This is a genomic window from uncultured Microbacterium sp., from assembly GCF_947488465.1.
Classification (GTDB): domain Bacteria; phylum Actinomycetota; class Actinomycetes; order Actinomycetales; family Microbacteriaceae; genus Microbacterium.
In genome coordinates this window covers 924,615-945,713 of record NZ_CANKZA010000001.1, presented here as the reverse complement: position 1 = coordinate 945,713, position 21,099 = coordinate 924,615, and the positions used below count along the sequence as shown (strand labels likewise).

Below are 21,099 nucleotides of genomic sequence, written 5' to 3'. Positions count from 1 at the left end.
CGCCGCCCGGGGATAGGCTGAAACGAGGAGGTCCACCATGGCCATTGCACGACTGCACGGAGGCCCGCTCGACGGGCAGGTTCTTCCCCTGGAAGACGACACTCTCGACCGGCTGATCATGCCGTACAGCGAGACCCAGATCGTCTACGAACGCGCGGGTGTCGACACGAACACGGGCGACGCCGACGGCCCGACCACGGCGGAGTTCCACTTCGTCGAGGCGCAGGACGACATCAACCCTGACGTCGACGGTCGGGACGAGTGACCGGTTCCGGCGGCGCTTCGTCGGTGGAGGTCGAGCTGACATTCGATGTCGATGAGCTGACGACGCTGCCGGACTGGACGGGGCTCCCCGGTGTCGCCCACGTGGCGGGTCCCGAGCACCGCGACCTCGACGCGCGGTATCTCGACCTCGCCGATGTCGCTCTGGGTCGCGCCGGCTACGCCGTTCGCCGCCGTTCCGGCGGTCCCGACGAGGGCTGGCATATCAAAGGACCCCGCCGCTCCGACGGCGGCCGCCTCGAAACGCACTGGCCGCTCGATGACACCGACGGTGCGGTGGTGCCGGATGCTGTCGCCGCTGCCGTCGCCGCGATCGCCCCGGGGCCGCTCCTCGCGCTCGCCCGCATCCGCAACGCCCGCGACGCCTATGCCCTGACCGACGCCGACGGCGGACTCATCGCGGAGTTCGTCGACGATCACGTCCAGGCGACCGACGAGCGCCGCGGCGCGACCTCGAGTTGGCGCGAATGGGAGTTCGAACTCGGCCCTGCGGCTCCGACCGACCCGGCCGCGCGCGCCGAGCTGCTCGCGGCAGCCACCGACGCCGTCCTGCGCGCCGGCGGGCGGGTGGCGGCATCCGATTCGAAGCTCGCCCGTACGCTCGGCCTCTAACGCACTGACGCCGCCCCAGTTTCCCGGGGCGGCGTCAGATGGCAACTGATCTCACATGTTGATCATGTGACCGGCGAGGCCGTGGAAGCCTTCCTGCAGAGCCTCCGACAGCGTCGGGTGCGTGTGCACGTTCCGGGCCGCTTCGAGAGCCGTGAGATCCCACTTCTGCGCGAGCGTGAGCTCGGGCAGAAGCTCCGAGACATCAGGGCCGATGAGGTGTCCACCGAGGAGCTCCAGGTGCTCGCCGTCGGCGATGAGCTTGACGAAGCCGATCGGTTCTCCCAAGCCGTTGGCCTTGCCGTTGGCCGAGAACGGGAACTTCGAGACCTTGACGTCGTAACCGGCATCCCGGGCCTGCTGCTCGGTTAGGCCGAACGAGGCGACCTGCGGCGAGCAGAACGTGGCACGCGGCATCATGCGATAGTCGCCCAGCGTCTGCGTCTCTGCGCCGGCGATGGTCTCGGCTGCGACGACCGCCTGAGCTTCGGCGACGTGGGCCAGCTGCAGCTTGGCGGTGACGTCACCGATCGCGTAGATGTGCGGCACGTTGGTGCGCATGTAGTCGTCGATGCCGATCGCGCCCCGGTCGGTGAGGGCGACGCCGGTGGCCTCCAGGCCGAAGTTCTCGACGTTCGGCGCGAACCCGATCGACATGAGCACCTTGTCGGCGTCGATCGACTGCGTGTCGCCGCCGGCGTTGGGCGTGTAGGTCACCGTGACGTGATCGCCGTGATCGGTGACGGTCTCGACCTTGGTCGAGGTGAGGATGTCGATCCCGTACTTCTTGTACTGACGGGCGATTTCCTTCGAGACGTCGGCATCCTCGTTCGGGAGCGCCCGATCGAGGAACTCGATGATCGTGACCTTCACGCCGTAGTTGTGGAGGACGAACGCGAACTCCATGCCGATCGCGCCGGCACCGACGATGACGATCGAGCCCGGAAGCTCCCGCGTCATGATCTGCTCTTCGTACGTGACGACGTTGTCGCTGAGCTGCACGCCCGGCAACAAACGCACGCGCGAGCCCGTGGCGATGATCGCGTTGTCAAAGGTGACCTCTTCGGGCTGGCCGTCGGAGCGCGCAACCGTGATCGCGTTCGGACCGGTGAAGGTGCCGCGACCCTCGTACTCCGTGACCTTGTTCTTCTTCATCAGGAAGTGGATGCCCTTGACGTGTGTCTCGGACACCTTGCGGCTGCGGTCCCACGCGACGCCGAAGTCGAACGACACATCGCCCGAAATGCCGAAGAGCTCGGCCTGGTCGTGGAAGACGTGCGCGAGGTCGGCGTTGCGCAGAAGTGCCTTGGAGGGGATGCAGCCGACGTTGAGGCAGACACCGCCCCAATACTTCTCTTCGATGATGGCGACCGACTGGCCGAGCTGCGCGGCGCGGACGGCCGCGACATAGCCGCCAGGGCCGGCGCCGAGGATGACGACGTTGTAGTGAGGCATGCCTCCAGCCTAGTCCTCACGCCGGCCGCGGGCCCGCGCGATCAGCACCGCCACGAGCGCTCCGCCGAGGGCCACCGCAGCGACGAGGAGGACGATCCAGACGGCGCCCATCCCGGTGTCGCTCATGGGTGGACCGGGGAGCGGAGTCTCCGTGCCGAGGGGAGCCACCGCGGGGTCGCCAACCGTGAAGCTGTACTCGCCGGAGACCGGGTGCCCGTCGCTGGAGACGACGCGCCAGATGACGGAGACGACGCCGGACGCCGACCCCGTGAGCGGCTGGGTGAGCTTCGTGCCGTCGAGTACCGGATCGCCGCCGGTGAGCGAGGCGCCGGTGGCATCGGTGACGACAACTTCGGTGGCTCCCGGCTCGTCGAGCAGCACGCCGCTGAACGTGAGGACGAGCTCCGGCGGCAGCGCGTCGACCTGGCCTCCGGTCGCCGGCACGGCGCCGACGAGTTCGTCGTGTGCGAACGCGGGCGAGGCGACTCCCACAAGTGCGATCGCCACGATCACGGCGAGAAGCGAACGGATGCCGGAGCGACGGCGGGGATGGGCCTTGTGAATTCCTTGTGACATCACGCGATCGAGCCTACCTAGGGCTTTCGAGTGTCGGTGCGGAGGCCTAGCATGGCGTCAGGTGGCCCCTCGACAGGCAGAGCCGGGTGCGACCGCCTCGAGCGAAAGGGGTGCGTGATGGACGCGATGATGATGAACGCGATGTCCGAAGACATGATGTCGATGGAGGGCATGCCGGCCATGGACATGGCCATGATGCAGGCGTGCATGGATGCCTGCGCCGCATGCGAGCAGGCATGCACGGTGTGTTCGGCGCAGATGATGGACTGCGCTCCGGCCTGCATGAACTGCGCCGATATGTGCAACACGATGATGCGATCGATGATGCGCATGCAGGGGATGACCCCGGCATCCATGATGGCGATGCTGGATGCCTGCATCGCCATGTGTCAGACGTGCATGGACACGTGCATGATGCATGCCGACGACAGCGTCGTGTGCAAGATGTGTGCGGACTCCTGCCAGGCGTGCATGGATGCCTGCATGGCGATGAAGGATGCGATGTCGATGGCGTGAGCTATCGCGCGGTCCGTTACAGCGACAGTGCGTTGAACAGGCGGCCGCCGACGTTCAGCACGTGATAGCGACCGTGGAAGGCGACGGGCAGACCGGGGGAGACCGCGTCCGCGGCTCCCGCGCCGTTCCACACCGTGAGTTCGGTGCCGTCAGCAACGGTGTGCACGACGATCGTGCCGTCAGTCGCCGTCGACGTGACGATCGCGTCGACCCACTCGCTCGGCGTTGCGGAGACGAGCCGGGACTGGATCAGGTGGACGGCGTGACCCGGAGCGAACGACGAGCAGGCGTGACCGAGCGCGCACATGCAGACCGCATCCTGACGCACCGAGGGGGGCGTGAGGCGGGTATGCGACGTGGACACGGGTTTCTCCTGACGGGTAGGTGGTCAACTCAGAGTACGAAGTCCGCGGCGGGGTCGCCCGGCGCGCGAAACAGGGCGCAACATTGGCGGAAGCCGCCTCTCGGATCGGGCCTCACTCGGGCATGTCGATCCGTTAGGGTGGGTGAAGGAGGACAACGTGGACGACAACGATCGAATCGGCCAGCCGGGAACCCCGGAAGGCGACGGTTCTGCCGTGCCCGCGGGAATCCGCCGCGAGGGCGACACCGGTTTCACCGACACGACCCAGACGTTCGGACACGATTCCGATCTGTCCTTCGTGCCGTTCGGGATGGAACTGACCGACGTCGAGGTTGAGGCGATCAACGCGCTTCCCTCGCGCTCCGCTCTGCTGCTGGTCCGCTCCGGCCCCACAGCCGGCGCCCGCTATCTCCTCGATGGTGACGTCACGACGGTCGGCCGCCACCCGGAAGCAGACATCTTCTTCGACGACGTGACGGTCTCGCGTCGTCACGCGGAGATCACCCGGACGGGCAATATCTTCGAGCTCGTCGATCAGCGCTCGCTCAACGGGACCTACGTCAACGGCGAGCGTGCGGACCGCGCGCTCCTCACCGACGGTGCCGAGGTGCGTATCGGCAAGTTCCGGCTGAACTTCTTCGTCGCTCCGCTTGACCGCGGTCAGGCGACCGGGGCGTGACGCCGGCGTCATCTCCCCGCAGTCGCTCAGCGGCTACGGGGCACCTCAGCATCGGCCAGGTGCTCGCGCGCCTCGCGCCCGAGTTCCCGCAACTGACCGCGAGCAAGCTGCGCTTCCTGGAAGTGCAGGGGATTGTCACGCCCGTGCGCACCGAGTCGGGGTACCGCAAGTTCTCGCCAGCGGATCTCGAACGCTTGCGCACCGCGCTGACGCTCCAGCGTGATCACGACTTCAAGCTCGCTCGTATTCGGGAATACCTCGACGCTCACGACGGCATGGGCGATGTCGTCGTCCCGCCCTCGATTCTGGAGACGCCGCGCCGATACCGCCGTGATGAGCTGCTCGCCGCATCCGGTGCGAAGGCGAGTCTGCTCGGCGATGCGGTCACCGCGGGCCTGCTGATCGCCGCGGACACCTACGATGAGCGCGCCCTCGCGCTTCTGCGTGCACTCGTTGCGCTCGAGGCGCACGGCATCCAGCCTCGTCACCTGCGGACCATCCGACAGGCAGCGGAACGTGATGTCGCACTCGTGGAGAGTGCGCTCGCGCCGCTGCTTCGCCGGGCGGATGCCGGGTCTCGCGCCCGGGCGAACGAAATCGCGCCCGAGCTCGTGCGACGCCTCGACGATGTGCGTGCCGGGTTCGTCCAGACCGCGCTGGATCGACTGACTCCGTGACGCGCCGCCGCGACACGCCGCCCCCTTCCATGCCGATGTCGTTGCCGGTCGGCTCCGGCTCCTCTAGCGTGGAAGAATCCCGATCGTACGCAGGAGGCCACGATGACCGCGCATGACGCGTTCGGCGAAACACCCTTCGCCACGGACCTGCTCTTCACCGACGGTCTGCCGCAGATGGACGACGAAGTCGGCTACCGCGGTGCGGTCGCGGCTCGCGCGGCCGGGATCACCTATCGCCAGTTGGACTACTGGGCGCGCACTGAACTTGTCGAACCGACGGTTCGCGGCGCCAGCGGCTCGGGGTCGCAGCGTCTGTACGGTTTCCGCGACATCCTCGTCCTCAAGCTCGTCAAGCGTCTGCTCGACACCGGGATCTCGCTGCAGCAGATCCGCACGGCCGTCGAGCAGTTGCGCGCTGCCGGCATCCGCGATCTCGCCGGAACGACGCTCATGAGCGACGGCGCTTCGGTCTATCTCTGCACGTCGAACGACGAGGTCATCGACCTCGTGAGCCGCGGTCAAGGCGTGTTCGGTATTGCGGTCGGCAAGGTTCTGCACGAAGTCGAATCGACGCTGCTCGACTTCGACCCGCAGGCTCCGGACCCCGTCGACGAGCTCTCCGCACGTCGCTCCGCGCGCTCCGCCTGAGTCGCTCGGGCTGGCCCCTCTCGGGCATGTCCCAAAAGTGGCTGTTTTCAGTGCCTGAAACCAGCCACAAGTGGGACAAGGGTCCCCTTCCGGGGTGTATGTCCCAGAAGTGGTTGTGTCTGGCGCTTGAAGCCGACCATAAGTGGGACAAGGTGCGCTCTTCCGGGGCATGTCCCAAAAGTGGTTGCTTCTGGCGCGTGAAAACAACCACAAGTGGGACAAGGGGCGCCACAAGTGGGACGAGGGGCGCCCGAAGTGGGACGAGGGGTCAGGCGCGCTGTTCGCCGGCGGCGATGCGGCCGGTGCGCATGACCCGGTCGAGCAAGGCGTCGAAGTCACCCGCGAGCTCTTGCGCCGAATCGCCCGGCCAGATGTGCAACGGCTTCGCCGCGCCCTGCGCCTGCTGCAGCGACGTGCGCTCGGGCAGTTGAGGTGACAACACGAGCGGACCGAACATGTCGCGCAGTTCCTTGATGCGGAACTGGTGCTCGATCGACTGCGGGCGCACGCGGTTGACGACGATACCGAGGGGCTGGAGACGGGGCGACAGGCCGCGGCGGATCTCTTCGATCGCGCGGAGCGCACGGTCGGCGGCGGCGACGGAGAACAGACCCGGTTCGGTCACGACGATGACCCGGTCGGATGCTGCCCACGCCGTGCGCGTCAACGCGTTCAGCGACGGGGCGCAATCGATGAGGACCAGGTCGTAGTCAGCCTCGATCGTGGCGAGCGCCTCTTCGAGCTTCCACACGTCGCGCACGCTTGGGTGCGGGCCGTCGAAGTTGATGGCAGACGGGCTGCCGATCATCACGTCGATCGTGCCGGGGTGCACCTTGGCCCAGCCGCTGGAGGTGATGGCCTGACGGACCACTTTCTCCTTCGGGTTGGCCAGCACATCGGCAACGTTCAGGCGTCCGGCGACTTGGATGTCCATCCCCGTGGACACGTCAGACTGCGGGTCGAGGTCGACGACAAGAGTTCGCACCCCACGAGCGAACGCCGCCGAGGCGAGGCCGAGGGTCACGGTGGTCTTGCCGACGCCACCCTTGAGGGAGCTGACGGAAAGTACGTGCACGAGGCTCTACGTTACCGTCCCCTAGGCTGTGAGGGTACTCAGCCCGCCGACGGTGGCCCGATGCACTGGAGCCCCGGCATCCCAATGAGGTGAGCATGTTCCGTAAAATCCTGGTCGCGAACCGTGGCGAGATCGCGATTCGCGCGTTCCGAGCTGCCGTTGAGCTCGGCGCACGAACGGTCGCCGTCTTCCCCTGGGAGGACCGCGGGTCGCTTCATCGCCAGAAGGCGGACGAGTCGTACGAGATCGGCGAGAAGGGGCATCCGGTCCGCGCGTACCTCGACGTCGACGAGATCATCCGGGTCGCTCTGGCCTCCGGCGCCGACGCGATCTACCCCGGCTACGGATTCCTCTCGGAGAACCCCGAGCTGGCGGCGCGCGCCGCCGAGAACGGCATCACGTTCATCGGGCCGCCCTCGCTCGCTCTCGAGATGGCCGGCAACAAGGTCACGGCGAAAGAGCACGCGATCGCCGCAGGCGTCCCGGTGTTGCGCTCCACCCCCGCCGCAGACGACGTGGACGAGCTCGTGGCGCAGGCCGCGGACATCGGATTTCCCATCTTCGTCAAAGCCGTCGCCGGCGGCGGCGGGCGCGGCATGCGCCGGGTCGAGACTCCCGGAGAGCTGCCCCCCGCGATCGCCGAGGCGATGCGCGAGGCCGGAGCGGCCTTCGGTGACGCGCGTGTGTTCCTCGAGCAAGCCGTCATGCGCCCGCGGCACATCGAAGTGCAGATCCTGGCGGATGCCGCGGGGGAGACCGTGCATCTCTTCGAGCGCGACTGCTCGGTGCAGCGCCGCCATCAGAAGGTCGTCGAGATCGCGCCCGCGCCGAACCTCGACCCCGCGATCCGCGATGCGTTGCACGCCCACGCGGTCGCGTTCGCCCGCTCGATCGGCTACGTCAACGCCGGCACGGTCGAGTTTCTCCTCGAAACCGCCGGTCCCCGCACCGGCGAGGCCGTCTTCATCGAGATGAACCCTCGCATCCAGGTCGAGCACACCGTCACGGAAGAGGTCACGGATGTCGACCTCGTGCAGTCGCAGATGCTGATCGCGGCGGGTGCGACTCTGGAAGAGCTCGGCCTGCAGCAGGAGAACATCCATCTGCGCGGCGCGGCGCTCCAAACCCGCATCACCACGGAAGACCCCTCGCAGGGGTTCCGCCCCGACACCGGCCGCATCACGACATATCGCTCGCCCGGTGGTGCCGGCATCCGCCTCGACGGCGGCACCACGGCGGCAGGCTCGCAGATCAGCCCGCACTTCGACTCCATGCTCGCCAAGCTCACATGCCGTGGCCGCGATTTTCCGGCAGCGGTCGCGCGCGCCAAGCGGGCCCTGGCGGAGTACCGCATCCGTGGCGTCTCGACCAACGTGCCCTTCCTCCGTGCCGTGCTGAACGACCCGGCCTTCGTCGCCGGCGACCTCTCCACCTCGTTCATCGACGAGCGTCCCGAGCTCCTCACGAGCAACCCGTCGCGCGACCGTGCGACGAAGCTGCTGAACTGGCTGGCCGACGTGACCGTCAACCGCCCCTACGGGGAGAAGCCGCTCTCCGTCTCGCCCGGCAGCAAGCTGCCCGAGCTCGATCTGTTGGCGCCCCCGCCCAGCGGCAACCGTCAGCGTCTGCGTGATCTCGGTCCGGCCGGCTTCGCACAGGCATTGCGTGCGCAGACGGCTCTCGCCGTCACCGAGACCACGTTCCGCGATGCACACCAGTCGCTCCTCGCGACCCGCGTGCGCACGCGTGACCTCGTCCGCGTCGGACCGCACCTGGCCCGCATGACGCCGGAACTGCTCTCGGTCGAAGCGTGGGGCGGCGCGACGTACGACGTCGCTCTCCGCTTCCTCGCCGAAGACCCGTGGGAGCGCCTGGAGGCGCTCCGCGATGCCATGCCCAACATTCCGATCCAGATGCTGTTGCGCGGACGCAACACGGTCGGCTACACGCCCCGGCCGACGGCCGTGACCGACGCATTCGTCAAGGAAGCGGCGGCATCCGGCGTCGACATCTTCCGCATCTTCGACGCGCTCAACGACGTCGACCAGATGCTCCCGGCGATCTCGGCCGTCCTCGAGACGGGGACCGCCGTGGCAGAGGTCGCCCTCTGCTACACGGGCGACCTGCTCAACCCCGCCGAAGAGCTGTATACCCTCGACTACTACCTGAAGCTGGCCGACCGGATCGCCGCGTCCGGCGCGCACGTGCTCGCGATCAAGGACATGGCGGGACTGCTGCGTCCGGCCGCTGCCGCCACCCTCGTGCGCGCGCTCCGCGAGCGCTTCGACCTGCCGGTACAGGTGCACACCCACGACACGGCGGGTGGTCAGTTAGCGACACTGCTGGCTGCCAGCGCCGCGGGTGCCGACGCGGTGGATGCCGCCGCCGCACCGCTGGCCGGAACAACCAGTCAGCCGTCGCTATCCGCCTTGGTGGCCGCCCTCGCGTACACCGATCGTGATACCGGGCTGTCGCTGCAGAACGTCAGCGATCTCGAGCCGTACTGGGAGGGCGTCCGCCACCTGTACCGCCCGTTCGAGTCGGGTTTGCCCGGCCCCACCGGGCGCGTCTACCACCACGAGATCCCGGGTGGTCAGCTCTCGAACCTTCGCCAGCAGGCGATCGCCCTGGGGATGGCCGATGAGTTCGAGCGCATCGAGGACATGTACGCCGCGGCAGATCGCATCCTCGGACGCATTCCGAAGGTGACGCCCTCGTCGAAGGTCGTCGGCGACCTCGCTCTCGCGTTGGTGGCAGCGAAGGCCGATCCGGCCGATTTCGAACAGAACCCGCAGAACTACGACATCCCCGACTCGGTCGTCGGATTCATGGCGGGCGAGCTCGGCGATCTCCCGGGCGGATGGCCGGAACCGTTCCGGACGAAGGTGCTGGCCGGGCGCGAGATCAAGATCGAGATCCCCGCCCTCACCCCCGCCGAGGAGGAGGGGCTCACAGGCGACGCCGCGACGCGCCGTCGCACCCTCAACCGGCTGCTGTTCCCCGGACCGGCGAAGGAGTTCGAAGCGACACGCGAGGCGTACGGTGACCTGTCGGCGCTCGGAACGCCCGACTACTTCTACGGCCTCAAGCCGGGCGAAGAGCACGTCGCCGAAATCGATCCCGGGGTGCAGCTCTACGTCGGGCTCGAGGCGATCGGTGAGCCGGATGCTGCGGGCATGCGCACGGTCATGACGACCCTGAACGGGCAACTGCGCCCGGTCTGGGTGCGCGACCGTTCGATCGCCGTCGACAAGGTGACGGTCGAGAAAGCCGACACCAGCAAGGCCGGTCAGGTCGCCGCCCCGTTCGCGGGTGTCGTGACGATCAAGGCGGCTGTGGGAGATGTCGTGAAGGCCGGACAGCCGGTCGCCTCGATCGAGGCCATGAAGATGGAAGCGGCGATCACCGCACCCGTCGACGGCACGGTGGAGCGCCTCGCGATCACGGGCACGGCAGCGGTCGAAGCCGGCGACCTTTTGGTCGTCGTCCGGCCCGCCGAGTAGCCTGTGATGTTGGATGCCTCGCATCCGAGAACATTCTGGGAGAGTGCACCGTGAGTCATGACCATGACGAGAGCTCGTCGAACGACCCTGACCATGGCGTCCTGAACACGACGGAAAGCGTCGATGTGTCCGGCGTCGGGATCGTCGACGGGTCGACCGCGCACGTCGAGATCGTGGTGCCGACGCTCGGCGGCGACGACGATTTCGACGATGATGACGTCGTGCTCGATGACGTCGCGCTCGTCGCTGCGGCGGAGGCACCCGCGAAGCCCGCCGAGCCTGCGTTCGCACCGTCGACGAAGAAGAAGGTGGATGTCGGCCGCGTCGCCCGCCTCGGAGACACGACGAGCGTGCCGGTCGTCGATGCATCCGTCGAGGCCGTCGCCGCGCAGGACCTCGACCACCACGAACGAGTCCGCCCGCGGACGTCCGAGATCGCGCTGCACTCTCGACGCCTCGGTGATTTCGAAGCGGATCGGGAAAGCTCCGACCTGCTGACGTCCGACCGGCTCCTCGATCCGGCGCACATCGTGCGCCCGGAACCCGAAGGAACGTGGCAGCACATCGTCTATTCGTTGTCCGGCCGCCGCATCAACCTCGGCGACAGCAAGCGCGCACGCGCCCGCAAAGAACTCGACCGTCGCATCGGTGCGCCGCTCGCGGGCGGGGCGCGGTTCGTTCCGGTGCTCTCGCGCAAGGGCGGTGTCGGCAAGACGACCGTGACGACACTGCTCGGGATGGCCCTCGCCGATGCGCGCGACGATCGCGTCATCGCCGTCGACGCCAATCCGGACCGGGGCACGCTGGCCGATCGGGTCGGGAGGGCCAGCGGTCAGACCGTGCGCGATCTCGTTCGCGCCCGCGGCGACGTCCACGGGTTCAACGACATCTCGCGCATCGTCTCGCGAGACGAAACGCGGCTGGACGTGCTCGCCTCGGAGACCGACCCGCACGTGTCGGAAGCGTTCAGCGACGCCGACTACCAGCAGGTCGCGGAGATCGCCGCGCACTTCTACTCGATCGTGCTCACCGATACCGGCACCGGCATCGTGCACTCGGTGATGGAGGCGACGCTCGACCGTGCCGACGAGCTCGTGATCGTGACCGGCTTGAGCATCGACGAGGCCCGTCTGGCCGCCGAGACGCTGACCTGGCTGGAGACCAACGGATTCGCCGAGCAGGCGCGCCGCGCTGTCGTGGTGCTCAACGCTGCGCGGCCCGGGGCCGCGCTCGTGCGCGCGAGTGAACTCGACGCGCACTTCCGCAGTCGCGTCCGCGCGGTCGTCCGCATGCCCTACGACCCGCACATCGCCTCGGGCAGCACCGTGTCCTTCCGCGATCTTCAGCCCGAGACCCGCCAGGCCGCCCGCGAACTGGCCGCCACCGTCGTCGAGGGCCTACGGGTCCCGGCTGCCGTCTGATGCCCGTCCGTCCGATCCGCCTGTTCGGCGACCCGGTTCTTCGTGCACCGAGCGCGGCCATCGACGTCGTCGATGACGGCATCCGCGCGCTCGTCCGGGACCTCCTCGACTCCGTGGAGCCGGCGGGGCGAGCTGGCGTCGCGGCTCCCCAGATCGGTGTGGGCCTTCGCGCGTTCAGCTACAACATCGATGGCGACATCGGATATGTGCTCAATCCGGTGCTCGTCGAGGTGTCGGGGGAGCCGCAGCCGGTCGGCGAAGGATGCCTGTCGGTTCCGGGTCTCTGGCATGACGCGATCCGGTATCCGTGGGCGAAAGTCGTCGGCACGGATCTCGACGGCAACGAGGTCGTGCTGGAAGGCGAGGGCCTGTTGGCCCAGGCGCTGCAACACGAGACCGATCACCTCGACGGGAAGCTGTATCTCGATCGTCTGCCCGCCGACACGCGGCGCCAGGCGATGCGCGAGATCCGCGAGTCCAGCTGGTTCTGAGTCGAGACGGGTCAATGCCGCGCAGCGGCGTTGATGCGGCTGCGACTCAGGTGGAGTAGCGGCGCGCACCGTCGCGTATCGAAACCTCACGCACCAACAACAACGACCGGGGAGCCGAAGCTCCGCCGGTCGTTGTGCTTTCTTCGGGCGATCAGCCGCCGAGCGGGATGTTCGTCGTCGAGACCGGCACGTTGTAGAGGTCTTCGACCGCGCCTGCGAAGTCCTGCATGATGATGTTCCGCTTGATGCTCATCTTCGGCGTGAGGTGACCGGAGGCTTCCGTCCACTCGGTGTCGAGGATCGCGAACTTGCGGATCGACTCCGCGCGCGAGACCTTCTTGTTCGCGATGTCGATCGCGCGCTGGACCTCTTCGCGCACCGTGGGGTGAGCTGCAGCATCCGTCAGCGACATCTCACGGTCGAGCCCGTTGTTGGCCAGCCATGCGGGGAGCATCTCGGGGTCGAGTGTGACCAGCGCCGAGATGAAGGGCTTCTGGTCGCCGACGACGACCACCTGACCGACGATCGGGTTGGCGCGGATGGGGTCTTCGAGCGCAGCCGGGGCCACGTTCTTGCCACCGGCGGTGACGATGATCTCTTTCTTCCGTCCGGTGATCGTGAGGAAGCCCGCCTCATCGAACGAGCCGATATCCCCCGTGCGGAACCAGTCGCCGTCGAATGCTTCGGCGGTCGCTTCGGGGTTGCGCCAGTACTCCTTGAACACGTTGATGCCGCGGACCTCGACCTCGCCGTCCTCGGCCAGACGTACGCCGACTCCGGGAAGCACGGGACCCACGGAGCCGATCTTCGACTTGGTGGCCAGGTTGACGGTCGCGGGCGCCGTGGTCTCGGTGAGGCCGTAGCCCTCGAGGATCGTGACGCCGAGGCTGTGGAAGAAGTGCCCGAGGCGCGGTCCGAGCGGAGCCGATCCTGAAACGGCGTACTGCACGCGGCCGCCCATGGCATCGCGCAACTTGCTGTAGACGAGACGGTCGAACAGGGCGAACTTGATCTTGGTGCCGAACGGGACCTTCTTGCCTTCCTGCAGGAGACGGGAGTGCTCGATCGCCGTGTGGGCAGCGGCGCGGAAGATCTTTCCCTTGCCGCCGGCTTCGGCCTTCTGCTCGGCCGAGTTGTAGACCTTCTCGAAGACGCGCGGAACGGCCAGGAGGAAGGTCGGTTTGAACGAGCCGAGCGCCGGCAGCAACTGCTTCGTGTCGGGCTGGTGGCCGGTCTTCACACCCGCATGGATGTCGAGGATCGAGATGAAGCGGGCGAAGATGTGCGCCGTCGTGATGAACAGCAGCGTGGAGGAGTTCGGCACGCTCACCACTTCGTTCAGTGCGACGGAGGAGTTGCGGCAGAGCTCCACGAAGTTGCTGTGCGTGAGCACGCACCCCTTGGGGCGGCCGGTCGAGCCGGACGTGTAGATGAGCGTCGCGATGTCGGCGCCGACGGCGATCGAGCGACGGCGCGCGATCTCTTCGTCGGTGATCCCGGTGCCGGCGGCCGTCAGGGTGTCGAGATCTCCGGCGGCCATCGTCCATGCCTGTCGGATGAGGGGCACGTCACTGCGGATCTCGGCGATCCGCGCAGCGTGGTCCTCCGACTCGCCGATGACCCAGGTGGCGCCCGAGTCCGACAGGATCCAGCTGACCTGTCCGGCCGAGCTCGTCTCGTATACCGGAACCATGACGGCGCCTGCGTAGAACAGAGCGAAGTCGACCAGCGTCCAGTGGTAGGTGGTTCGCGCGATGAAGCCGACCTTGTCGCCGGGCTCGATGCCGGCGGCGGCGAACCCCTTCGCGAGAGCGATGACCTCACGTTCGAACTCCGCGGCGGTGATATCGCGCCACCCGTCTCCCTCGGGGACGGCGAACAGCGCGAGCGACGGGGTCGCCTTGACGCGTTCGACGAGAAGATCAGCGACGTTCGCCTGCGGATCGGCGGGAACGATCGCGGGGACTTCGAATTGGACGGCGCTCATGGGCGGCAACTCCTTTGTGTACCGGGTGGCGTCGGGTGATGACGACGGGATCGAGTCTAACTGCTGATGAAACTCAGTCCCGCGGGTGCCGCGCCCCATTCGGGTAACACCGGTTCGCGTACCCCGGAGGACTGTGCAGTCCACACTAGACTCTCCGATGCCGCACCGCCGGTGTCGGCGGAGAGGAGGACTGTGCTCAACGTCGGCATCGACATCGGTGGCACCAAGATCGCCGGGGGCGTCGTCGCCCTCGACGGCACGATCGTCGAGCAGCTTCGCGTTCCGACGCCCGTCGACACGGGGGCGCTCGCGGATGCCGTGGCCGCGATGGTCGCCGAGCTCGCTTCGCGGCACGAGGTGCACGCCGTCGGCGTGGCCGCCGCCGGCTTCATCGATCGCACGCGCTCGGTGATGTTGCACGCGCCGAACATCGATTGGCAGAACGCCCCCCTGCGAGCGCAGTTCGAAGCGCAGATCGGGCGCCCCGTCACGCTCGAGAATGACGCCAATGCTGCGGGCTGGGGCGAGTACCGGTTCGGCGCCGGACGGGGGTCCACGGACATGGTCATGATCACCCTCGGGACCGGTGTCGGCGGTGCGGCGGTCGGTGATGGATCGCTCCTCATCGGCGCCAACGGCAGCGCCGCCGAGCTCGGGCACCTCCGGTTCGTCCGGGGCGGTCGCCCCTGCGGGTGCGGGCAGAACGGGTGCCTCGAGCAATACGCATCCGGACGCGCTCTGCAACGCGAGATCGCCGACATCGCCGACGCCGGCGGGCGTGGATCGCGCCTTGCCACTCACCGAAACGCCGCCGGGATCGTCCCCGGTGCGGATCTCCAACTGTTGCTCGCGGAAGAGGATGCCGGTGCGCTCGAAGCCGTGCGGCGGGTGGCGACGGCGCTCGGCGAGGCCTGCGGCGCTTTCCAGGCGGTTCTCGATCCTGAACTGTTCGTCATCGGCGGGGGAGTAGCGGAATTGGGCGAAGATCTGCTCGAGCCCACCCGCATCGCCTACGAGACCTCGCTGCCCGGCTTCGGGGAGCGCCCGACGGCGCGATTCATCACCGCGACGCTCGGCAACGACGCGGGCCTGGTCGGCGTGGCCGACCTCGCGAGAATCCGGACCTGACGGTGTTCTACTGGGTGATGAAGTACGTCGTGATCGGACCGATCGTCAAGGCGATCTTCCGGCCCTGGATCGTGGGACGCACCAACGTGCCGGCATCCGGCGCGGCGATTCTCGCGAGCAACCACCTCTCGGTGAGCGATTCGATCTTCCTCCCGCTGATGATCGACCGCCGCATGTCCTTCCTCGCGAAGAGTGATTACTTCACCGGCACGGGCATCAAGGGATGGGCCACGCGCGTCTTCATGAAGGCGAGCGGCCAGATCGCGATCGATCGGACGGGCGGAAAAGCCTCGGAGGATTCGCTCAACACCGGACTTCAGGTGCTCGGGCGGGGCGATCTCCTCGGTATCTACCCGGAGGGCACCCGTAGCCCAGACGGACAGCTGTATCGCGGCCGCACGGGCCTCGCGCGCATGGCACTCGAGGCTCGCGTTCCCGTCGTGCCGGTCGTGATGGTCGACACGGGCACGGTCATGCCGATCGGCCGGTCGATTCCCCGCATCGGCCGGGTGGGCATGGTGATCGGCGAGCCCCTGGATTTCTCCCGCTTCCACGGCATGGAAAGCGATCGCTATATCCTGCGATCGGTCACCGATGAAATCATGGTCGCCTTGCAACGCCTCGGCGAGCAGAAGTACGACGATGTCTACGCCTCGACCGTGAAGGACCGCCGCCCGCCCGAGTAGGCCGCCGGAGGTGTCATCCGGCATCCACCAGCAGGATGCCGCCACTAGACTGGCCGGATGCCCACCCTGCACGACGACCTCGATCACTGGCGCTCGCTTCCTATCAAGCAGCAGCCGAACTGGACCGACCTCGACGCCGTGACCGCCGTGTCGAACGAGATCGCGACGCTGCCTCCGCTGGTCTTCGCCGGCGAGGTCGACAACCTCCGGGAGCGCCTCGCGCGCGCCGCGTCCGGCCAGGCGTTCCTGCTGCAGGGCGGCGACTGCGCGGAGACATTCGCCGGTGCGACCGCCGAGCAGATCCGCAACCGGGTCAAGACGGTGCTGCAGATGGCGGTGGTCCTCACCTACGGCGCCTCGATGCCGGTCGTGAAGATGGGCCGCATGGCCGGACAGTTCGCCAAGCCGCGGTCGAGCGACACCGAGACGCGTGGAGACGTGACTCTTCCCGCGTACCGCGGCGACATCGTCAACGGGTACGACTTCACCGAGGCGTCGCGCCAGCCCGACCCCCAGCGCCTGCTGAAGGGGTACCACACGGCGGCGTCGACGATCAATCTGATCCGCGCGTTCACGCAGGGTGGATTCGCGGACCTCCGCGAGGTGCACTCCTGGAACAAGGGCTTTGCGCAGAATCCGGCCAATCAGGCGTACGAGCGACTCGCGGCCGAAATCGACCGGGCCATCAAGTTCATGGAGGCTGCCGGGGCGAACTTCGACGAGCTCCGCGGCGTCGAGTTCTACACGGGCCACGAGGGCCTGCTGATGGACTACGAACGACCGATGACGCGCATCGATTCACGCACCGGGACGCCGTACAACACGTCCGGGCACTTCCTGTGGATCGGTGAGCGCACGCGCGATCTCGACGGTGCCCACATCGACTACTTCTCGAAGATCCGCAACCCCATCGGGGTCAAGCTCGGTCCCTCGACGACGCCTGAAACGGCACTGGAGCTCATCGACAAGCTCGATCCTGAGCGCGAGCCTGGCCGCCTCACGTTCATCACCCGCATGGGTGCGGGCAAGATCCGCGACGCGCTGCCGCCGCTGCTCGAGGCCGTGCGCGACTCCGGCGCGACTCCGCTGTGGGTCACCGATCCCATGCACGGCAACGGGATCACGACGCCGACCGGGTACAAGACTCGCCGCTTCGACGACGTGGTCGACGAGGTCCGCGGGTTCTTCGAGGCGCACCGCGCTGTCGGGACGTTCGCGGGCGGCATCCATGTCGAGCTCACGGGCGATGACGTGACGGAGTGCCTGGGCGGTTCGGAGCAGATCGACGAGGCGACCCTCGCGACGCGCTACGAGAGCTTGTGCGACCCGCGCCTGAACCACAAGCAGTCGCTCGAGCTGGCCTTCCTCGTGGCCGAGGAGCTCGAGAAGCGCTGACTCCGGCCGCGCGCACGTGCGTTGCGTGCGTGCGTTGCGTTGCGTGCGTTGCGTGCGTGCGTGCGTTGCGTTGCGTGCGTGCGTGCGTGCGTTGCGTGCGTGCGTTGCGTGCGTGCGTGCGTTTGCGTCGCGTCGCGCCCGTCCGTCCGTCCGTGCGTAGCGCCCGGCGCACTCTCCGCGAAACCGCTCCTGTGTTCGCTTTTGGGCCTGATCGCGCGACACAAGCGCGATCTCACGACGGTTGCGGCCGCGCGAGAGGTGCGCGTCTGGGCCGCGAGACTGCCGCTATGTACGCGGATGGGGTTGTTTGCGTGACACAAGCGCGGTCTCGCATCGGGGTGTGGACTACGTGAACGCGCGTCTCGATCGCGCGGCACGATCGGGAGATGCACAATTCACCGTTGCCGCATCCGCTGAATCTGGGGGCGTTCGCGTTCCGTGAAGCCACGGATGCCGGGATCAGCCGTCGCCGTCTGCGTCAGCCCGACGTGGCGCACGTGCATCGTGGACTATATGCGCCGGCGGGTGCCGTCGCGGACCTGCGCGAGGACTGCATCAACACTCTCTCGCTGCTCGGCGAGGATCGATGCTTCAGCCACCTCACCGCGGCGCGCCTCTGGGGAATCCCCGTGCCCTTCGCGTGGGCGGCATCCGAACCGTTGCACGTTCTCGCCGTTCGTGGAGCCGAGCCGCTGCGCCGGCCGAGAATCGTCGGTTGGGAAAGCGCGGCACACCCCGGAGAAATGTCACAGGGAATGATCCCGCTCGTATCGCCGGCGGCGACGTGGGCACAGTTGTCCATCCCGGGCGCGACGGGCACGGATCTGGAGACCGGACGCAAGCGAGCGCTCTCGCTGCGCTGGCTCGTGGCGGCCGGCGACTATGTGCTGACGGGGCCGCGTGTATCCGGCATCCGGGTGCCGCTGTGCACGCGCGATGAACTCGTCGAGGCGGTGGATGCTCGTCATGGCCGGCGGGGCGCGCGAGCGCTCGCGTGGGCACTCGAACGTGTGCGCACAGGACCGCAGTCGCCGAGAGAGAGCCTTCTGCGCCTCGCCCTCGTCGATCATGGGCTGCCGGAACCGGTGATTCAGCCGCCGGTGCAGACGGCGGACGGCATTCGCCACGCAGATCTGGGGTATCCCGAGGCGCGGTTGCTGATCGAGTATCAGGGAGACCACCACCGCACCGATGCTCGGCAGTGGCGCGAGGATCTCCACCGTCAGCAACTCTTCGAGGATGCCGGCTACCGCGTCATCGCGGTCACGATCGATGCGTTCACGGACGATTGCGCGGCGCTGGCTCACCGCATCCGCCGTGCCCTCGTGGGCCGCTTCTCCACGGGGTGAATCGCTCGCCGACGAGCGAGACCGCGCGTGTGTCACGCGAAGGTCATCGCACGCGAACATACGGGCGGTTTCGCGGGAGGTGAGGGGGACGTCCACGGGTGCTCCCAGCTCGGGAGACTGCGCGTGTGTCACGAAAATCCCGCCGAATGAGTACATACGGGCGGTTTCGCGGTTGGGCCGGCCGGGGGCCGGGGGCAAGGAGCGGGTGAGCGAGGGAGGAAGGGAGCGCGACGCGGGGAGGGTCAGTCGGGGGGAAGGGGCGACGCGGGGTCAGCCGAGCAGGCTGATGGTGAGGTCGATCCGAGTCCCGCGCGGGTGCAGGCTCTCGCCAGCGGGGGAGGTGTCCGCGACCTTCGTCAGGCCGTTGGGGACCGCGTTCCAGAACGCGGCGTAGTTGGGAGAGAAGCCTGCGTCGCGGAGCGCTTGCGCGGCATCCGACAGCGTCATTCCGACGACGCTCGGCACCTCGAACAGCTGCGGACCCTTCGACACGATCAGGGTCACCGTGTCGCCGGGACGGAAGTTGCCGTCGTGTTCGCCGATGCCGATCACCACACCCTTGTCGACGTCGTCGCTGAACTCCTCTGCGACCGAGGTCTCGAGCTGGACGTCCGACAGGGTCGAGCGGGCAGCATCCACGTTCTCGCCGACGACGTCGGGGATCGGCCCGAGGGATACGTCGTAGACAACGGTCGACCCCTCGAGCGCCGTGCAGCCGCTCGTGCAGTCCACCGCGTCGCCACCCCCCGGCGGCGTGATCCATGCGCCGATGACGGTGCCCTCTGGGGCGTCGGTGAAGTACGGTGTCGGATCACCCGACGGCGTGATGAAGAACTCGGCCAGCGTCGCGGTGGCAGCATCCACGCTCACTCCCGACAGTGCCGCGAGATCGTGGGATGCCGGCCCCAGCGAGATGATCACCGTGACCTCGCTGTCCTTGTCGACGCGGGATCCGGCAGGGGGATCCGTGCCGATGGCCTGCCCGGTGGGCACGTCGCGGCTGTAATCCTGGCCGGGCACCGCGACGAGAGACTGCTCTGCCAAGAGGGCGGATGCTTCTTCGATCGATCTGCCGGAGACATCGGCGACGGCGACGAGCGACCCCGGCCCGGAGCCGAACCACCAGCCGGCACCGGCGGCGAGCCCGGCGAGGAGCAGCACGAGCGCGATCAGCCATCCGCCCGTGACGGAGTTACGACGCGTGCGGGCGCGCAGCCGTGTGGCGTTGTCGGAATCGTCCGTGACGGTCGGGGCCGTGAACGTGCCGGGCATGACCTTCGTCATCTCGCCCGAGTCGTAGGCCTCTTCTTCGCGCGTCGCGCCCGGCGTCACCGTGCGCACGACGTGCGGAAAAACGCCCAGATCCTTCTCGATCTCGCGCAGGCGCTCGAGCATGACCCGCGCGTCGGTCGGCCGGTCGTCGGGTTCACGCTCGGTCGCCCACATGACGAGCTCATCGAACTGCTCGGGCACCCCCGGGTTCTTCGCGCTCGGTCGGGGAACCGAATCGGTCGCGTGCTGGTAGGCGATCTGCATCGGCTGCTCGCCCTTGTACGGTTGCTCGCCGACGAGCATTTCGTAGAGCATGATGCCGAGCGCGTAGATGTCGCTACGGGCGTCGGCCGTGCCGCGGGTGACGAGTTCGGGAGCGAGGTAGGCGATCGTCCCCAGCAGCATCTGTCCGGTGGCTGTGTTCGCGCTCGTCGCGCGCGCCAGCCCGAAGTCGCCGATCTTGATCCGACCGTCCTCGGCGAGCAGCACATTCTCGGGCTTCACATCGCGGTGCACGATCCCGGCTCGGTGGGCGGCTGCGAGGCCGGAGAGCACGGCATCCATGATCGTGATCGTCTGCGGGATCGTGAGTCGGCGCTGCTCGCGCAGCAGTTCGCGCATCGTGATTCCGGGGAGGTACTCCATGACGAGGTAGGCGAGCTCGCCATCCTGGCCCTGGTCGAAGACGTTCACCACGTGTGGATCGGCGAGTCGTGCCGCGGCCCGCGCCTCCTGGATGAACCGCCCCTGGAACACCGTGTCGTCGGAGAGGTGTCCGTGCATGACCTTGAGGGCCACCCGGCGCTCGAGGCGAAGATCTGTGGCGACGTACACCGTCGCCATGCCGCCGCGGGCGATGCGAGCGCGGACGCGGTATCGGCCGTCGACCAGACGGCCGATCAGCGGGTCCGTCTGCTGGCTCGTGCTCACTTACGAGATTCTACGGATCAGACCAGGTGAGGCCGGGAGCGGCTCACCCTGGATCA

At 67.8% G+C, this 21,099-nt stretch carries 19 protein-coding genes; 13 read left to right on the top strand and 6 right to left on the bottom strand.

Annotation, left to right across the window (positions count from 1 at the left end):
* The first annotated feature begins 37 nt into the window (after nt 1–37).
* Both Q0653_RS04565 and Q0653_RS04560 read left to right on the top strand, forming a co-directional pair.
* Nucleotides 38–265 (top strand): response regulator, encoded by a 228-nt coding sequence (locus tag Q0653_RS04565; RefSeq protein ID WP_298744993.1) that lies wholly within the window; start codon nt 38–40, stop codon nt 263–265.
* Nucleotides 262–894 (top strand): CYTH domain-containing protein, encoded by a 633-nt coding sequence (locus Q0653_RS04560; RefSeq protein WP_298942912.1) that lies wholly within the window; start codon nt 262–264, stop codon nt 892–894. Before Q0653_RS04565 ends, Q0653_RS04560 begins: the two co-directional genes overlap by 4 nt.
* A gap of 51 nt (nt 895–945) precedes the next feature.
* On the opposite strand, the gene lpdA is transcribed toward Q0653_RS04560, so the two are convergent.
* Nucleotides 946–2,346: a dihydrolipoyl dehydrogenase gene (gene lpdA / locus Q0653_RS04555; protein ID WP_298942910.1), complete on the bottom strand. Its 1,401-nt coding sequence runs from the start codon at nt 2,344–2,346 to the stop codon at nt 946–948.
* Between the two features lie 9 nt (nt 2,347–2,355).
* Entirely contained in the window at nt 2,356–2,922 is a 567-nt protein-coding gene (locus Q0653_RS04550; protein WP_298943127.1) for a copper resistance CopC family protein, read from the bottom strand.
* Nucleotides 2,923–3,039: 117 nt separating this feature from the next.
* Between Q0653_RS04550 and Q0653_RS04545 the strand changes: the two genes are divergently transcribed.
* A complete protein-coding gene (locus Q0653_RS04545; protein WP_298942908.1) occupies nt 3,040–3,438 on the top strand; it encodes a hypothetical protein in 399 nt (132 codons plus the stop codon).
* A 16-nt stretch (nt 3,439–3,454) separates the two neighbouring features.
* Here the strand turns inward: Q0653_RS04545 and Q0653_RS04540 are convergent, their stop codons facing one another.
* Entirely contained in the window at nt 3,455–3,802 is a 348-nt protein-coding gene (locus Q0653_RS04540) for a hypothetical protein (RefSeq protein ID WP_298745003.1), read from the bottom strand.
* Between the two features lie 214 nt (nt 3,803–4,016).
* Here Q0653_RS04540 and Q0653_RS04535 point away from each other — a divergent pair, with 214 nt between their 5' ends.
* From Q0653_RS04535 to Q0653_RS04525, 3 genes are all read left to right on the top strand, one after another.
* The gene (locus Q0653_RS04535) at nt 4,017–4,481 is read left to right on the top strand and encodes an FHA domain-containing protein (RefSeq protein ID WP_298943124.1); all 465 of its coding nucleotides are present in this window, start codon (nt 4,017–4,019) and stop codon (nt 4,479–4,481) included.
* A complete protein-coding gene (locus Q0653_RS04530; RefSeq protein WP_298745005.1) occupies nt 4,478–5,158 on the top strand; it encodes a MerR family transcriptional regulator in 681 nt (226 codons plus the stop codon). The genes Q0653_RS04535 and Q0653_RS04530 overlap by 4 nt, the downstream gene beginning before the upstream one ends.
* Before the next feature lie 102 nt (nt 5,159–5,260).
* Nucleotides 5,261–5,806, top strand: coding sequence for a MerR family transcriptional regulator (locus Q0653_RS04525; protein ID WP_261605655.1), 546 nt, complete (start codon nt 5,261–5,263; stop codon nt 5,804–5,806).
* A gap of 268 nt (nt 5,807–6,074) precedes the next feature.
* Here Q0653_RS04525 and Q0653_RS04520 read toward each other — a convergent pair whose 3' ends face one another.
* Nucleotides 6,075–6,881, bottom strand: a complete 807-nt coding sequence (locus Q0653_RS04520) for a ParA family protein (RefSeq protein ID WP_203189615.1) — start codon at nt 6,879–6,881, stop codon at nt 6,075–6,077.
* A 95-nt stretch (nt 6,882–6,976) separates the two neighbouring features.
* Here Q0653_RS04520 and Q0653_RS04515 point away from each other — a divergent pair, with 95 nt between their 5' ends.
* The 3 genes from Q0653_RS04515 to Q0653_RS04505 are packed head-to-tail and all read left to right on the top strand — an operon-like array spanning nt 6,977 to nt 12,296.
* Entirely contained in the window at nt 6,977–10,384 is a 3,408-nt protein-coding gene (locus Q0653_RS04515; RefSeq protein WP_298942904.1) for a pyruvate carboxylase, read from the top strand.
* 50 nt (nt 10,385–10,434) lie between these two features.
* Complete coding sequence (locus Q0653_RS04510; RefSeq protein ID WP_298942902.1) at nt 10,435–11,805, top strand: MinD/ParA family protein; 1,371 nt, start codon at nt 10,435–10,437, stop codon at nt 11,803–11,805.
* Nucleotides 11,805–12,296, top strand: coding sequence for a peptide deformylase (locus Q0653_RS04505; protein WP_298745013.1), 492 nt, complete (start codon nt 11,805–11,807; stop codon nt 12,294–12,296). Before Q0653_RS04510 ends, Q0653_RS04505 begins: the two co-directional genes overlap by 1 nt.
* Before the next feature lie 151 nt (nt 12,297–12,447).
* Here Q0653_RS04505 and Q0653_RS04500 read toward each other — a convergent pair whose 3' ends face one another.
* Nucleotides 12,448–14,283: an AMP-dependent synthetase/ligase gene (locus Q0653_RS04500; protein ID WP_298942898.1), complete on the bottom strand. Its 1,836-nt coding sequence runs from the start codon at nt 14,281–14,283 to the stop codon at nt 12,448–12,450.
* Between the two features lie 192 nt (nt 14,284–14,475).
* Here Q0653_RS04500 and Q0653_RS04495 point away from each other — a divergent pair, with 192 nt between their 5' ends.
* The 4 genes from Q0653_RS04495 to Q0653_RS04480 all read left to right on the top strand — a co-directional run bounded on the left by Q0653_RS04495 (nt 14,476) and on the right by Q0653_RS04480 (nt 18,841).
* Nucleotides 14,476–15,411: an ROK family protein gene (locus Q0653_RS04495; protein ID WP_298942896.1), complete on the top strand. Its 936-nt coding sequence runs from the start codon at nt 14,476–14,478 to the stop codon at nt 15,409–15,411.
* 2 nt (nt 15,412–15,413) lie between these two features.
* Nucleotides 15,414–16,097 (top strand): lysophospholipid acyltransferase family protein, encoded by a 684-nt coding sequence (locus Q0653_RS04490; protein ID WP_298745018.1) that lies wholly within the window; start codon nt 15,414–15,416, stop codon nt 16,095–16,097.
* Between the two features lie 57 nt (nt 16,098–16,154).
* Nucleotides 16,155–17,492, top strand: a complete 1,338-nt coding sequence (locus Q0653_RS04485; RefSeq protein ID WP_298942894.1) for a class II 3-deoxy-7-phosphoheptulonate synthase — start codon at nt 16,155–16,157, stop codon at nt 17,490–17,492.
* A 386-nt stretch (nt 17,493–17,878) separates the two neighbouring features.
* Nucleotides 17,879–18,841 (top strand): hypothetical protein, encoded by a 963-nt coding sequence (locus Q0653_RS04480; RefSeq protein ID WP_298942892.1) that lies wholly within the window; start codon nt 17,879–17,881, stop codon nt 18,839–18,841.
* A gap of 270 nt (nt 18,842–19,111) precedes the next feature.
* On the opposite strand, the gene pknB is transcribed toward Q0653_RS04480, so the two are convergent.
* Complete coding sequence (pknB, locus tag Q0653_RS04475; RefSeq protein WP_298942890.1) at nt 19,112–21,043, bottom strand: Stk1 family PASTA domain-containing Ser/Thr kinase; 1,932 nt, start codon at nt 21,041–21,043, stop codon at nt 19,112–19,114.
* Nucleotides 21,044–21,099 lie beyond the last annotated feature (56 nt).

Coding starts and splice junctions, on each gene's coding strand:
- Q0653_RS04565 (WP_298744993.1), top strand. CDS start 38: ATGGCCATTGCACGACTGCACGGAGGCCCGCTCGACGGGCAGGTTCTT.
- lpdA (WP_298942910.1), bottom strand. CDS start 2,346: ATGCCTCACTACAACGTCGTCATCCTCGGCGCCGGCCCTGGCGGCTAT.
- Q0653_RS04550 (WP_298943127.1), bottom strand. CDS start 2,922: ATGTCACAAGGAATTCACAAGGCCCATCCCCGCCGTCGCTCCGGCATC.
- Q0653_RS04545 (WP_298942908.1), top strand. CDS start 3,040: ATGGACGCGATGATGATGAACGCGATGTCCGAAGACATGATGTCGATG.
- Q0653_RS04525 (WP_261605655.1), top strand. CDS start 5,261: ATGACCGCGCATGACGCGTTCGGCGAAACACCCTTCGCCACGGACCTG.
- Q0653_RS04515 (WP_298942904.1), top strand. CDS start 6,977: ATGTTCCGTAAAATCCTGGTCGCGAACCGTGGCGAGATCGCGATTCGC.
- Q0653_RS04505 (WP_298745013.1), top strand. CDS start 11,805: ATGCCCGTCCGTCCGATCCGCCTGTTCGGCGACCCGGTTCTTCGTGCA.
- Q0653_RS04500 (WP_298942898.1), bottom strand. CDS start 14,283: ATGAGCGCCGTCCAATTCGAAGTCCCCGCGATCGTTCCCGCCGATCCG.
- Q0653_RS04485 (WP_298942894.1), top strand. CDS start 16,155: ATGCCCACCCTGCACGACGACCTCGATCACTGGCGCTCGCTTCCTATC.
- Q0653_RS04480 (WP_298942892.1), top strand. CDS start 17,879: ATGCACAATTCACCGTTGCCGCATCCGCTGAATCTGGGGGCGTTCGCG.